The following is a 14,130-nucleotide window of genomic DNA, read 5'->3' as shown; positions in this document are numbered from 1 at the left end:
GCTCTCCTGATAACCACGACCAACCAATAAACGGACTTGCTCAAAATCTGCGATGATATGGTCTTGAAATGCCTTTTTCCGTGCTTTGTTATCCATTGTTATCCCCATCCTCGCTACAAGGTCTCAATCGCCTTGTCCATGGTCACTTTCAGCAGGGGCCAGTCGTGTGACCAGAAATGCTGTAGCTTCTTGTCGATCTGTTTTTTGCACGCCTCTTCGTCAGGCTCATCGACAGTGTGTTTTTTATCGAGCAGACGCAGTGAGTAGACTTGGCTCCATTGCGGGCTTTGTCGCAGTTTTCGTGTCGACAGCGCTGCAACCCCACTTTGCTCCACACGGCTAAACAGATGGTCACGCAATGAAGCATCACTGCTAGGGCCAATCAGCAGTTTCAGCTCTAGCTTGTCGGTATTGCTCTGGATTTCAAACAGTACAACGCGGCCACTTTTGGTCCAGTTTGAAGAACGCATCCCCTTCCCGTCATCCCACGGTAAATGGGCGTAGCGAATCATTGTTCTTGTCTCACTATCGATCTCCCAACCGTGCTGCTCTGCGACAAGAGCGATAACCTCTTTCGCCCAATCCCGGCGCTCGGTTCGGCCATCGCCATCAGCAGGTCTGTGCTCAAAAATCAGATCCAGTGCTTTCTGGTGCTTCTTGTAAATACGGCGGCAGAGCTCCGCAATCTCGGTATCTTCCATAAAATATCGCTTGAATAGGGTGATGTAGTGCTCGATGCCGATACGGGCTGATGGCGGGATCTGATGGCCATAATCGGTGACCAGTTCGCTCAGGCATTCAATGACCTGGGCATAGCTCAGGGTTAACCAGCCATCGCGACTGGCCTCGCTGCCGTCGAGGGTCAAGAAGACAAAGACCTTGTGATGCTTCGGATAGCGTCGAGCAATGCTCTGCTCATAACGTTCCAGCTGATTGCCGTGCTCACCGGCGTCAATCTTGTTCTCGATAACAAAGACCTGACGGTTTTGCTCGCTCACCAGCAGTAGATCGATACGATCTTGCTCGCGAAATACCTGCAGGTCATCGTAATCACAGAGATCGATATCGAGTAGGGAAACATCGCCACTTCGCCGCTCCGGCAAGTCATAGAGCAACCTTGAAAGCAGCGACTCAAAGAAGCGAGAGCCCAAACCATGGGGCTCACGGGGATTGAAGAGGGTGCCGAGAAAGTGGGAGTGGCGGATCTCCTGACGCACCATCCCCATCGCTTCAAACAGGTTGAACTCCGAGACCATGCCCCCCAACTTATCGAGCTCCTTGCTATCGAAAATCAGCTCGGTCAGCCAGCGGTACTGCTCGTCATTGCTGGCTGGAGCAATCGCATCAGTCGCCTCGGTTTGCGGCATTGAACTCATGCTGCTGCCTCTTCTGCTGGCGGTGTCCAGCCACGCAGATCTATCTTGCCAGTGACAGCTGCAGAAATCAGAGCAGTACGGCGTTCTTGAAGCAAATTAACCTTATTAATCGCCAAATCTACAATAATGTCTATTCTAGAAGAAACTCGATCGATATATTCTGATATTTCAGAGCGTTCTTTTTCTGGGGGCCAAGCTAGAATGAAATTTTTTATAGTTTCAACATTCACATGTGGCGCCGTAGAGCCAATGCAGTCCTGCTTTGCTTGATTATAAGTAGATGTAGAATTCAAAGCCCACATTATAAATCTTGAGGAGCTCTTCGCTCTAAATAGCATAACCCTTTGAGCCAAGCAGACTTTCGCATTTTGTGGGATGCAAGCACCGATACCGAATCTCTCCCCCTCTCTAGAATAGATAATGTCATCCCATATAGGAACCAAACGTATATTTCTCTCATTATATACGTCTTTGCTTACTCTTCGAGCATTCTGCAAATTCATTAACCCAGCAGAGATGTCCGCTGTACGTATCGCAGGAAAATCCCCCCCATCATCATATCTTGGTGTGGAATGAGGGCAGTCAACTATATGGCTGCATTTATATTTCAGCTTAGTCACAGTCCAATGCTCCGGTACTTGGCCAAGCCACTCGATGCCGGAGTCTTTCATGGGGGCATCGGGGTTGAGGCCCTTGGTCACAGCGTGGGAGATCACCGCCTGCCGCTTCTCTTTCAGCAGCTCGATCAGCCGCTGCTGCTTGGCAATAAGTTGATCAATCCGAGCGGTTTCGTAGTCAAGGAAGGCAGCGATTGTACGTTGCTCATTCATTGGAGGCAGCAAGATATTAAATTCACACAAATCAGCTTGGAATAGATGTGGCACACCCATTCCCCCCTGCATCAATTTAATTACACTCTGCGTATATGGACTCAGAAAAAAATAATATAGGTACTCTGAAACAAGATTTCTGATAGGTCGAATCACTGCAATAGAGCTATTAACCGTGGCTGGCGATGGCAATTTTCTAACAATATTACAGGTGCCCGTGGTCGAACCATCTTTGGTTACTAAAACATCACCTACGTTAATTTTTATTTCAGGTGATTCATCATATCTAAATTTGGTTATGTAGTTGACATTATTGAAATCAATTTCAGAGCCTTTGATGTTGGGTGTGGCCAAAAAAATATAGCCATCTTCAACGTATTCATCAGCTTTAAGCCCCTTCCATCCTAAGCGTGCTTTGATACTCGCTTCAAAGCCAATTCGACTTTTCTCCCAGTGAAATGGAATAGTACCTAACCAGTCCACTCCTGAATCCTTATATTCAGGATAGACATGATACTTCCCCGACTGCAGCACTTCATCTGCTACCTTGCTCATGAATGCACCTCCGCCAGCAGTTGCATAATCTCTTTGGCTACCGCATCGAGATCGGCATCGATGGCAGCCAGATCCCGGGGCGGCTGGTACTGATAGAAGTGGCGGTTAAAGGGGATCTCGTAACCGACGATGCCGACCTGACCATCGAGTGGATCGGTTTTGGTGGTGTCAATCCAGGCATCCGGCACATGGGGCAGCACCTCACGCTTGAGGTAGTCATAGATATCTTCCCCCAACGGCACATTCTCGTTATCCCGCAGGTCCGCATTAGCCTCCGGCTCACCTTTGGTTTTACACACTTCGGCGGCATCATCCTGCTCACCCAGATGGCTCACCAACAGCTTGAAGGCCGGAGCAGGCAGCTTTACCTCACCCAACAACTTGGTCAGCTGTTTTTTGAAGGTGTCGCGTGAGAGCAGTTTGGCCTCAGAGAACTGGCCCAAGGCAGTCAGGATGGCGGACTGCAAAGTGCCATCGAGCTTGGTCCATCCCTTATCGGCAGTGAGGCTGGCAAGACGTTCGGCATCCTGCGGATAGAATGCCAGTTTCAGCGGCCGCTCGATGGTCAGACGGCGATAGCCAAAGGCAGTGGTGGGGAAAATCTTGGCGATCGGGCTCTCTTCATAGCGGCTGTAGAGGCTGACGATCTCGCTTAACACCTCATCGTTCAGCTGTTTGCGCTTGGACCCCAGCGATTTACGCATCGGGCTGTGCAGGTCGCTAGCGTTGATCAGCAGCACCTTGCCCTTACGCTCGGCCGGTTTGTGGTTGGAGAGCACCCAGATATAGGTGGCGATACCGGTGTTGTAGAACATATCGGTGGGCAGGGCCACCAGCGCGTCCAGCAGGTCGTGCTCGAGGATATAACGACGGATCTCGCTCTCGCCACTGCCCGCCCCACCGGTAAAGAGCGGTGAGCCGTTGAGGATAATCCCGATCTTGGAGCCCGCACACTCGGCCGAGGGTTGCTGCATTTTGGCGATGAGGTGCATCAAAAATAGCAAGGAGCCGTCAGATACACGTGGCAAGCCGGGACCAAAGCGACCGTTAAAACCCAGCTTGGTTGCTTCATCCCGCACCTGCTTTTCGACCTTCTTCCAGTCCACACCGAAAGGCGGGTTGGAAAGACAATAATCGAAGGTCTTGTAGGGCAACTGGTCATCGGAGAGGGTATTGCCCAGCTTGATGTTGCTGATCTCCTGCCCTTTGATCAGCATGTCGGCTTTACAGATGGCGTAGGACTCGGGGTTGAGCTCCTGACCGAAGGTGGCCAGCCGTGCGGCGGGATTCAGCTCGTGCAGATACTCCATGCCGCAAGAGAGAAAGCCACCAGTCCCCGCGGTGGGGTCATAGATGGAACGCACAATGCCCGGCTTGCCGAGAGCCTCATCATCACCAGCAAACACCAGGGAGGTGGTGAGCCGCACGATATCGCGAGGGGTAAAGTGTTCACCGGCTGTCTCGTTGGAGCTTTCCGCAAAGCGGCGGATCAGCTCTTCAAACACCAGACCCATGTGGTAGTTGTCTACCGCTTCCGGGGAAAGATCCACGTTGGCAAAGGAGCGAACCACCTTGTAGAGCAGGTCGGCATCTTCCAGCAGGTTGATGCTGGCATCGAAGTTGAAGTGCTCGAAGATCTCACGAGCATCCTTGGAGAAAGCCCGCACGTAGGCATCCAGGTTATCACCCACATGGGTTTCACCAAGCTTGGCCAGCTCCAGCGGTGAACTATTGTAGAAGGCGTGGCCGCTGGCATTGAGCAGCAGCTTCTCTTTGGCCAGTTCTGGCATGGCTTTGGTTGTATCCACCATGGCCAGCACCTGGGCCTTGCTTGGTGCCAGCACACACTCAAGACGACGCAGTACGGTAAAGGGCAGGATGATGCGGCCATACTGGGACTGTTTGAAATCACCACGAAGCAGGTCGGCAACCGACCAGATCAGGCTAGCAAGGGAAGAGATATTGGTGGTCATTGGAATTCTCAAAATACGGGGAACTGCCGAGGCATATTCAGGACCAAACGGAAATGCGGGCAGTTTACCACAGGGGACTGGCTATGGGCGTGATCCCAACCGTTATCCTCAACCCTTTCTTCCCCACTTTGGCCACCAAACCGAATACCCTGCCGTATTTTCATACTGACACGCCGATTTTGTGCTGGCTTACATCCCTATTAACAAAGCGAAATCAGCCTAAAAAGACGTACTCTCTGCCAATTTTCGGGCTAATTAAGAGAACCTTTCATTTAGTTAACCACATGAAAAAGTTAAGAAATATGCTTAAAAACTGGCACATGAACCTGAGGGCTTACATCTCGTTTTGGCACGGGGAGAGTGTCGAATACATGGATAAAGCAGAAGGGACTCATAGGTGTAAGTTGAGGGGCTTCTACGGCTAAACCCTTACCCTAACTAGAACGCTGCATCTCGTTTTTGTATATGCAGCTTTTTTGAAGCCGAGCGAAGAAGGCTAGGATTATCAAATCTGACCTCAAATTGCAAACCCTCCGTTTCGGAGGTTTGATCTCAAAAACAGTATAAAGGCAGTAAAAGCAATGCTTTCACTCTTGTTGTGTATCCATCCCTGAGTATATTTCGACCTTGTGTTGGGTAATTTACGTCCCCGTGGCCATGAAGCCAGCTCCCATGATGGATTCCTGGTGGCCACTACCTCAGCATCTGGCAACCCTTTGTTCGAACGTAGACGGACCGCCGATCAGCCTTTGAGATGGCAGATCTAGCCAGTCAAACAATGAGTTATTAATTGATTGTCAAACTGGAGAGAAATCATGTCTCAACATACAAATTGCGATCTCGAGTTCGCTTTGGCCGAAGCTGGCTACCCGCTCAACTTCGAACTTGCCGATATCAAGGCTAAATTCTCTATTCTTGATGTCACTTCAGCCCTTACAGGGCAAGACGTAGAACAACTTGGTGAGATCTATCGGCTGGATGATCGCAGTTGCCCACTGTGCGGGCATAACGATTGCTTCACCTTATATCCTGAAACAAATAGCTTTCACTGTTTTAGCTGTGAAGAGAATGGTGATGTCCTCGACCTCATCGTCAAATACAAGCAAGCCCCAAATGTCTACGATGCTGCTCGCCTGCTGCTACTGGGAGAACTGGAGGCTAGTCCCACTACTCCCAAGGTTGTACCTTTGGAACAACCGGTCTACACCGCTCCACCAGCTCGCCTGCAGGAGCTATTCAATCTGGCTGCCCGCCACTATCAAACTCGTTTGGACATTGAGGAGCTGGTAGAACTGCGTGGCCATTCTGAGGAGGTGCTAGTGGGGCTGGACATCGGTTTCTCCGGTGGCCTGAACAAAGCGTTGCGGGATGCTGGCTTTTCCCAAGAAGAACGGCTGGCATCCGGTCTGGTCAAGCCCCGCAAGGATGCACCTGACCAACTTCGTGACTTCTTCCCGAGCGGTGTCTATGTGTTCCCGCACTTCGACCGCAACGGACAAGTCAGTCGCTTCACCTTCAAGGACCCAAACAAGCAGCACCAGTTCCAACTACCGAGCCGCAACTGGCTTAACGGCGTTCAGTTCTACGGGGAAGAGAGTCTGAATGCCCCTGGCCCTGTCGCCCTGGTAGAGGGAGAGAATGACCGCCTGTCGCTGGTCGATGCCGGTTGGCCTGGACCAGTGCTGGCCACTATAGGCACTTTGTCAAAGACCCAGCTTGAGTGGCTAGAGCGTGAGCTCGCGAACCGTGACACCGTCACCTTCTTCGACACCGATGAGGCTGGTGATAAATACCGTTCAAATGTTGCCAAACTTGACCTCACGCTGACTCAGGTCAAGCTGCCGGATAGCGTAAAGGACATTGACGAGTATCTGCACGGTGACAATCCACTCCCTCTGCAGGAGCTGGTGGCAGCATTTACTCTGAAAAAACCAGTAGTTGAAACCACGGGAACACAAGATGACGATCTGCAACCAGAATCCGTCACAATTGTCCCCCGTCAGTCCGTCTTGGCAGTCGAGTTCCACGACAGCCGAAACGCTGAACGGCTTGTTGAACTATGCGGCCATGACCTCAAGTATGTGCCCGAGTTTGGCAGTTTCCTCTGCTTCAATGGGACCTGCTGGGAACTGGACAACCAAACCCCGTTGCTGATGGCCAAACAAGTAGGAGAAGAACTCCACCAGATTGCAAAGCAGCTACTCGATACTGCCAAAGAGAAGGATGACGAGAAGGCCATGGAATGGGGCAAGATGGTTCGCAGCTATGGCACCCGTTGCCTCAGTCGGGCGAGCATCCAGAACATGCTGGAGTTAGCCAAACCGATGCTGCAGATAAAACTCGCCGAGCTCAACGCCAACCCCATGCTACTTGGTGTCGGTAACGGGGTTATCGATCTGAACTCTGGATGTTTCCTTGCTGCTCGTCGAGCCCATTTGCTGACCAGTGCCAGCCCTGCTGTCTATATCTCGGGGGCCACTTGCCCACGCTGGGAGCAATTCATCAGTGAAATCACCTGTGGAGATACCGAACTGGCCACCTTCCTGCAACGCTGTGTGGGCTACTGGATAACGGGCCGTACCGACGAGCAATTGTTGTTCTTCCTCTATGGTAATGGCTGTAATGGTAAGAGCACCTTCATGTCGGTCATCCAGCAACTGCTCGGGGACTATAGTCGGCAGATCAACAGTAACGTCCTGCTGTTTAACCGAAATGCCAGTACCGGCCCGAACCCATCGTTGACCAAGCTGGTGGACGCCCGACTGGTAGTAGCTAATGAGCTACCAGAGGGCTCTCGCATGGATGAGAACCTAGTGAAAGCCATGACGGGTGACGACATCATTGTCGCTCGGGCCCCTTATGCCAAGAGCGAGATGGAGTTCCGTCCCCGCTTCTCACTTGCAATGGTGGGGAACCACAAGCCTTTGATCCGGGATACCAGTCCCGGCATGTGGCGACGGATGATGATGATCCCCTTCAATGCAGCGTTTACGGGAGAGCAATTAGACCCGTACTTGATGCAGAAGCTTCAGGATGAACTGCCAGGTATCTTGAACTGGGCCATCCAAGGCACCCAGATGTGGTTGGCACAAGGGCTGAAACGATCGATGCCAGCAAGCATCAAGGCCGATGTCGAGAGCTACCGTGGCGAATCCGATCTAGTGGGAAGCTTTTTGGAAGAGTGCACTCAGCCAAGCAGTAACTACAAATGCACCATGGACGAGATCTACGCTGCTTTTAGCCGCTGGGCTCAGCAGAACGGAGAGTGGACCATGAGTAAAATCATCCTCAAGAAAAAACTTGTGGATAAGGGGTTCGAAGCAACACGCCACCGTAACAAGGCTGCAATTATTGGGATTGTGTTACGGGATGATGCATTTGATGCTTATCCAAGTGCATCCCCCACGCTCCGTCTTGCATCAAATCAGTAACATTTTCGGGGCCTGCGGGCCCCTTTTCGTTGTCGGTTATGGCACACATCACTACCCCATACTGAGGCGGTACTCTGTGCTACTTCAACGTCATAACGTAAGCTGTGGAAATCTGTATCGATGGGATGATGTTTGCTAAACCATCATTGCTGTATCAATTTAGGTTCGGCGTGTGCGATACCAAGTCACTCCACCTGTGGGAGATAGCCGCTTGTCTACTTCGAAGAGCTGGGAACAATGAATGACCTCCCGCCAACTACTACATCCGTACAGCTTTGGAGATAAGTCTGGCCACCGTTGACCAATGCTATAAATGGCTTCGTTTAACTGTACCCAGCCGTTCTTGGCTAAGGAATGCTCTGCAAATTTCAGCTGTTGGATAATGGTGGTATTTTCCCAATTCTCGACAGGTTCACCCGGGATGATGCCGTACAAATAGAGACTCTCTCCGACAGGTGAGTTAATAAATTCAAGCAGTCTCTTCTTACTTTCTTCAAAAGCGATCAGGAGGGATTGTAGCGTTTCCCTATTGCTCTTGATGGTGCTTGCTGCAGTAGACAGATAACTGATTGCCTCTTGGCAACTGGCCTCCGAGTTCAACGTAAAGCGTGACAGGAAATGATGCACCAGCTCATTTCGCAACTCGACCAATTGTTTGAGCTTTTCGCTCATCCATTCCCCGTCTTCCAGACCAACGCTGATGCTGATGTACGCTCGGTTGTGTAGGGCATCATCAATTTCTTGCTCATCGCCCAGCGTAATTCTCTGGCTCCACTGACCAACCAAATGCCCCAGCGTCTTTCCAACTAAAAACTGGCGATAGCGTTCAATGTTGCCAACCAGCTCATCCGAAAATCCGCTCACCTTCATAGTGGGCAGGGCTGCTTTGAGCATCAATTCAAACTGCTGTAGCTGGAGGAGACATCGCCCGTACTCCAACGCAATTTGCTCTTTCAAGTAATTCAAATCAGATTGTGCCGTGTCAGGCCTATTGTGTTCCAACGGAGCTCTTCCTTGTGCTCATTAGCATCCAGCTAATAGTGGCTATGTGAGTTGAAGTACCTATTAGATGTTCACCAATGTAACGCGTTCATAGTGCAGCTTCGATAGCGGCTTGTAACTTCTCAACTGCTATCCCACCACCATATCGGTCATAACTGATCGCTCCGTTGGTATGACCCAAGATCGCGGCAGCAAATTGAAGAGGAATACCTTTATCTTTCAGAATTGTCGCTACCGTATGTCTCAAACTGTGGAAATCTTTAGGCACCGGCCGGTTGCGGCTGAACCACTGCCCCCAAAGGTGGCTGTAGCCGTCTTGGCGATGGGGCAGTTCGACGAAGAGCCTTCCCCCCACCCTCTCTTGCACAAATGCTAGGAAGCCAGCCTCCAGCACCGCCGAATGGATCGGAATGAGCCGTTTGCTGTTGTCTGTCTTGAGCTTCTGGTCTGGTCTACCTGCCTGCACTTTGATACACCAGATGTTATCCACCAACACAACATCATCGGCATAGAGCTGGCAGATCTCGTTGGCTCGGGCCCCCGTGTAGAGCCCCAACAGGGCTATCCAGCGGCGATAGGGCTCCTGCCTTTTCGCCCATTGGACGAACCTCTGCCTCTCCTCCATCGTGTAACCACTTCTGGCCTTGGTCTCTTTGACCCGTTGCAACTTGAGCCCAGCGAAATGGTTGACGATCCCCTCCTGATGGTTAGCAAGCCAGCTAAACAACAGGGAGAGCTTCTGGAGGTACTTGTTGATGGTGGCCGGACTCTTACCCGAGTTCAGTAGCCCATCCTTGAACATGACCACGTCAGCCTTGCTGTAGCCGGTCACAGGGCGATCCCCCAGTGCCTCGATAAAGGAGCCGAGATAGTTTTTCTGGTTCTTTCGCTCTTTGGGAGCCCAGGATAGGGCCTTCTCCTTCTGATAGCGGTCACTCAGGACTGACAGGAGCGGAGCAAGCGGTTTAACCGCCCGAGCTACCGGCTTGGTGCTCGATTGATTTGGTGGGGTCTCTGATGCCTCAGCAGGCTCAACGCCAGATTTTGGTCTGGAACGCACGCAGGCAAGCAGCTGGGTCACCTTGTGGCGGGCCGTCAGCTTGTCTCGGGTATGCAGGGATTTTTTGATCTCTTTGCGACGACCACAGGGAAGCGTGGTGACTTTCCGGTAATACCAGATGCCGTGGGGACTGAGCCAGAGATTCATCGATGAGCTCCTCGTCGTCCACACAAAGTGGATGACCAAGGGCTTTAGGAAGCTAACTTATTGAATTGCAGAAACAAGTGGTGGCCCTACCAGCCACATCCCGGCACTCGAGTCCCCCGCCTTGGCTGCTACCTTCCGGTCCTGACCAGGTCGACGGGTTATCAATGCGAGAGGACCAATAGGACCACCGGCGAGGAGAATAGGCAAACTGGGCGTTCAATGCAACGGCTTTCTACCCTCCAACAGATCGTTTGCCTTATTTTTCAACAATCTGCCGAATGAATCAGCTAAACAGCATAAATTTCGCCCCCACCAGCAGCATCAGCAGAGCAAATGCCTGCTTGAGGCGTCTTGGTGACAATCGGTGTGCCAGCTTGGCACCAAGGCGGGCAAACTGGGTACTGGTCAGCACAATGCCGAGCAGCGCTGGCAGATAGATGTAGCCCACACTCCACTCGGGCAGATCGGCATGACTCCAACCCGCATAGAGGTAGCTGAGGCTCCCCGCCAGCGCGATGGGCATGCTGCAAGCTGCAGAGGCCGCTACCGCATTGCGCATCGGCACCGAGTTCCAGCTCAGATAAGGGACGGTTAGCGAGCCACCGCCAATACCAAACAGCGCTGACATCCAACCAATGATGGTACCGGCGATGCCTGTGCCGAGCGCCCCCGGCATATGGCGCTCCGCTTTGGGCTTGAGATTGAGCCCCATCTGCAGCGCCATAGTCCAGGCGAAGCATCCGATGATGATATTGAGGGTACTGGCACTGAGCAGATTGGCCGTCATACCACCGAGCCAGGCACCAACCAACATACCAGCCCCCAATCTGCGGATCATCACCCAGTCGACGGCGCCCGCTTCTTGGTGCGCTCTAAGCGAGCTGAATCCGGTAAAGATCATGGTGGGAAGGGAAGTGCCCAGGGCCAAATGGGTAATGATTTCGGGTTCAAATCCCATCGCACGAAAACTGACCACCAGCACGGGAACAATGATCAATCCACCGCCAATCCCGAACAGCCCAGCCAGCATACCGGCAAAGGCGCCCAGCAGGAGGTAACCCATAAACAGCATAAAAATTCCTGTCTTGAACGATAAACGGCCAACTCGGCCGGACGACACTGGATATCAGCATGAAAAAAAAAGAGATGGCGCGAGGGCCATCTCTCTATTGTGCCGCTCAGTTCAGCGGAATGGTACCATCCATCACCTTGTAGAAGGCCAGCACGGCGCAGCCGAGCAGAGCCGCCGTCATCCCCTGCTCCAGCCGGTTAAGGCCACGCAGACCGTGATGCTGACGCGCCTTCCAGTAGATGAAGATGCCTGGGCTATATAGCAGCGCCACCAGCAGCAGGTACTCCACACCGGCAGCGTAGACCAGCCAGCAGCCGTAAACGGTCGCCACCAGAGCCAGCAGCAGGTCACGCTTGCGCTGATGAGGTTGACCCTGATAGGTCTCCCCTTTCAATGCCAGCTTCAGGCCATAGGCACCGGAGAAAACGTAGGGCACCAACGCTGCAGAGGTGGCGATGTTGACCAGCGCCAGATAGGTGCTGCTCTGGAAGTAGATGATGATCAGGAAGATCTGCACCAGACAGGTAGAGCACCAGAGGGACACCTGCGGCGAGCCGTTTTTGTTCTCCTTGGCAAACCAGCCCGGGAAGACGCCGGTCTTGCCTGCGATGTAGGGCACTTCAGCGGCCAGCACGGTCCAGCTGAGTAGCGCCCCCATCACCGACACCACCAGACCGATGTTGATAAGCCAGGCGCCCCAGGGGCCGACTACGGCTTCAAGGATCATGGCGGTCGAAGGATTTTTAAGCGCCGCCAGTTGCGGCTGGCTCATGACACCCAGCGAGAACAGGGTCACCATCACATAGAGTGTCAGGGCGCCGAGCAGCGCCAGCACGGTGGCACGGCCCACATCCTTGCGATGACGGGCACGGGCAGAGACCACCACGGCCCCTTCAATCCCGATAAAGACCCAGAGGGTCACCTTCATGGTGGACTTGACCTGATCCATCACGGAACCCAGCTCCATGTTGTTCTGGCCCCAGATATCCAGAGTGAAGGTATCCATGTTGAAGGCCAGCAGGATCGCGACACAGAAGACGATGAGCGGCACCATCTTGGCGATGGTGGTGACGATATTCACCAGCGCAGCGACCTGCACCCCGCGCAGCACCAGCGCATGCACCGACCAGATCAGGATGGAGGCCAGCGTGATGGCCACCGGCGTATTGCCGTCACCGAAGATGACGTTGTCCGGCGTATCGAAGAAGTAGCTCAGGGCGCTGAACACCACGATGGCGTAGGAGACGTTGGCCAGCAGTTGGCAGAGCCAGTAACCCCAGGCGGCGTTGAAGCCGATAAAATCGCCGAAACCGGCTTTGGCATAGCTGAAGATACCGCCATCGAGATCGGGGCGGCGCATGGAGAGGTTCTGATAGACCAGCGCGAGACAGATCATGCCAAGACCGGTGATGGCCCAACCCAGAGCGACCGCCCCGGCACTGGCATGCGCAGCAATGTTTTGTGGCAGACTGAAGACCCCGGCGCCGACCATGGAGCCGATCACCAGCGAAATGAGGGCGCCCAGCCCTAGTTTCTTGTCCATTTCAATCCTGTTTATTTAGGCGGCGGCAGAGCGTCCGTATTCATACTGCGCGCAATATGGGAGGGGCTGGGAATCCTGACCCCGTGAAAAAGGCGGCAACTATATTGCATGACTATTCCGACCGCAATCCCTCGTCCCGTCAATCATGCACCGCCTTGACCGCGCGCAATTTTACAGCACTGACCCATATGGCCTGTGAGCTGGCTCAAATTAACCAAGACCCATTGATATTTCTCATTTTTCTGCCAACACAACCTGACTCGCATGGTTCCTATGCATTGCCATTCAGGCGCTCTCTGTATAAATAATCTGCATAAAAAAGCCCCGGTGGAAACACCGGGGCCCATTATGTAAATCCCTATAAACGCAAACCGCCATCCAGTTCAATCATCCTTCCCGACAGATAGTCGTTGGAAAAAATAAAGCTCACCGTCTCGGCCAGCTGCTGCGCCTCGCCAAGGGTGCCGACCGGAATGGCCTGCTGCATCCGCGCCATCGCCTCCGGCTTCATCGCCGCCGTCATGTCGGTGGCAAACACCCCGGGGGCAATCCCCATCACCCGAATGCCATGGCGCGCCAACTCCCGCGCCCAGGTCACCACCAGCGAGGCAACCCCCGCCTTGCTGGCGGCATAGTTGCTCTGGCCAATATTGCCAGCGCGGGCGATGGAGGAGATGTTGATGATGACGCCCCCCTGCCCCCCTTGCGCCATCAGCGCCGCCCCCTCGCGCCCACAGAGGAAGGTACCGGTGAGGTTGACGTCAATCACGCTCTGCCACTGGACCAGCGTCATCTTCTCCACCAGCTCACCCTCTTTCACCTTGATCAGCATGCCATCGCGCAAAATGCCGGCGCAGTTGATAAGACCGTGCAGCACGCCAAAACGCTCCTTGATGCCAGCAAAAACCGACTCAACCTCGGCTTCGCTCGCCACATTGCAGACAAACAGCTCGCACTGGCTATCTTGATCGCACTGATCATTCTGACTGCGCACCAGGGCTGCGGTCGCCTCCAGATCGGCGCGATTGATGTCGAGCAGCGCCAGCGTCGCCCCCTGTGCGCCCAGGGCCAGCGCAATGGCCCGTCCCAAGCCACGTCCAGCGCCGGTAATAACGATGACCTTATCTTTGATATCCATCAA

General features: G+C 53.3%; 9 protein-coding genes and 1 other RNA gene. 1 reads left to right on the top strand and 9 read right to left on the bottom strand.

What is annotated here, in order from left to right:
- Window positions 1-113 precede the first annotated feature (113 nt).
- The 3 genes from AB5Y71_RS10170 to AB5Y71_RS10160 are packed head-to-tail and all read right to left on the bottom strand — an operon-like array spanning window position 114 to window position 4,734.
- Window positions 114-1,376, bottom strand: a complete 1,263-nt coding sequence (locus tag AB5Y71_RS10170; RefSeq protein ID WP_368171490.1) for a PD-(D/E)XK nuclease family protein — start codon at window positions 1,374-1,376, stop codon at window positions 114-116.
- On the bottom strand, window positions 1,373-2,761 hold the full coding sequence (locus AB5Y71_RS10165; protein ID WP_368171489.1) for a restriction endonuclease subunit S: 1,389 nt from the start codon (window positions 2,759-2,761) through the stop codon (window positions 1,373-1,375). The genes AB5Y71_RS10170 and AB5Y71_RS10165 overlap by 4 nt, the downstream gene beginning before the upstream one ends.
- The gene (locus AB5Y71_RS10160) at window positions 2,758-4,734 is read right to left on the bottom strand and encodes an N-6 DNA methylase (protein ID WP_368171488.1); all 1,977 of its coding nucleotides are present in this window, start codon (window positions 4,732-4,734) and stop codon (window positions 2,758-2,760) included. The genes AB5Y71_RS10165 and AB5Y71_RS10160 overlap by 4 nt, the downstream gene beginning before the upstream one ends.
- Window positions 4,735-5,549: 815 nt before the next feature.
- Here AB5Y71_RS10160 and AB5Y71_RS10155 point away from each other — a divergent pair.
- Window positions 5,550-8,165, top strand: a complete 2,616-nt coding sequence (locus AB5Y71_RS10155) for a phage/plasmid primase, P4 family (protein WP_368171487.1) — start codon at window positions 5,550-5,552, stop codon at window positions 8,163-8,165.
- Window positions 8,166-8,324: 159 nt separating this feature from the next.
- On the opposite strand, the gene AB5Y71_RS10150 is transcribed toward AB5Y71_RS10155, so the two are convergent.
- From AB5Y71_RS10150 to AB5Y71_RS10125, 6 genes are all read right to left on the bottom strand, one after another.
- Window positions 8,325-9,167, bottom strand: coding sequence for an OST-HTH/LOTUS domain-containing protein (locus AB5Y71_RS10150; RefSeq protein ID WP_368171486.1), 843 nt, complete (start codon window positions 9,165-9,167; stop codon window positions 8,325-8,327).
- Window positions 9,168-9,255: 88 nt separating this feature from the next.
- Entirely contained in the window at window positions 9,256-10,374 is a 1,119-nt protein-coding gene (locus AB5Y71_RS10145; protein WP_368171485.1) for a tyrosine-type recombinase/integrase, read from the bottom strand.
- A gap of 84 nt (window positions 10,375-10,458) precedes the next feature.
- Window positions 10,459-10,555: signal recognition particle sRNA small type (gene ffs, locus AB5Y71_RS10140), an RNA gene on the bottom strand.
- A 102-nt stretch (window positions 10,556-10,657) separates the two neighbouring features.
- Entirely contained in the window at window positions 10,658-11,446 is a 789-nt protein-coding gene (locus AB5Y71_RS10135) for a sulfite exporter TauE/SafE family protein (protein ID WP_307896703.1), read from the bottom strand.
- 106 nt (window positions 11,447-11,552) lie between these two features.
- Window positions 11,553-12,989: an arginine-ornithine antiporter gene (gene arcD, locus AB5Y71_RS10130; protein ID WP_058057349.1), complete on the bottom strand. Its 1,437-nt coding sequence runs from the start codon at window positions 12,987-12,989 to the stop codon at window positions 11,553-11,555.
- A 358-nt stretch (window positions 12,990-13,347) separates the two neighbouring features.
- Window positions 13,348-14,127 (bottom strand): SDR family oxidoreductase, encoded by a 780-nt coding sequence (locus AB5Y71_RS10125; RefSeq protein WP_307896702.1) that lies wholly within the window; start codon window positions 14,125-14,127, stop codon window positions 13,348-13,350.
- Between the last annotated feature and the right edge of the window lie 3 nt (window positions 14,128-14,130).

The sequence above is a fragment of the Aeromonas sp. R9-2 genome (genome assembly GCF_040908025.1).
In the GTDB taxonomy this organism is placed as follows: domain Bacteria; phylum Pseudomonadota; class Gammaproteobacteria; order Enterobacterales; family Aeromonadaceae; genus Aeromonas; species Aeromonas veronii.
The sequence above is the reverse complement of the archived record's forward strand: the minus strand, read 5'-3'. Positions and strand labels throughout refer to the sequence as shown.